This window comes from Bradyrhizobium sp. 31Argb (assembly GCF_043638955.1).
Taxonomy (GTDB): domain Bacteria; phylum Pseudomonadota; class Alphaproteobacteria; order Rhizobiales; family Xanthobacteraceae; genus Bradyrhizobium.
This window is the reverse complement of sequence record NZ_JBEGDB010000691.1, coordinates 1-610: the sequence shown is the minus strand read 5'-3', so window position 1 is coordinate 610 and position 610 is coordinate 1. Positions and strand designations below refer to the sequence as shown.

The 610-nt window shown below is 62.0% G+C and carries 1 protein-coding gene; it reads right to left on the bottom strand.

All coding sequences use genetic code 11. From position 1 onward, the window contains the following. A partial coding sequence (locus AAFX91_RS42305) for a reverse transcriptase domain-containing protein (protein ID WP_394570428.1) occupies positions 1 to 607 on the bottom strand: 607 nt, incomplete at its 3' end. Positions 608 to 610: the final 3 nt, after the last annotated feature.

Below are 610 nucleotides of genomic sequence, written 5' to 3'. Positions count from 1 at the left end.
CCTTGAAGCGGGCGAGCGCCTGCGGCGCAATGCGCCGTCGCGGCGATCGCCCGCCGGTGAAGCTGAAGCCCAGGAACTTGCGGACACTCGGTTTGGCGACCGTGCTCTTGACCTTGTTGACCTTGAGCTTGAGGCGCTTTTCAAGGAATTTCTCGATACCCGCCAGCACCCGTTCGCCTGCCCGCTGACCGCGCACATAGATGTTGCAGTCGTCGGCGTAGCGCACGAAGTGATGACCGCGCTTCTCCAATTCCTTGTCCAGCACATCCAGCATCAGGTTCGACAACAGCGGCGAGAGCGGGCCGCCTTGCGGCATGCCCTCTTCCGTCGGACTGACCAGCCCTCCCTCCATCACCCCCGCATTCAAGAAGCTGCGGATGAGCTTCAGAAGCCGCTTATCAGTCACCCGTTTGGCGACCAGCCCCATCAGGATGTCATGGTTGACCCGGTCAAAGAACTTTTCCAGATCGATGTCCACGACGACGGCGTGTCCGGACGCGATATATGCCTGCGCCTGTTCCACCGCCTGATGCGCCGAGTGCCCCGGCCGGAAGCCGAAGCTTGTCTCGGAGAACGTCCGGTCCCACTCTGCTTGCAGCACCTGCATCAC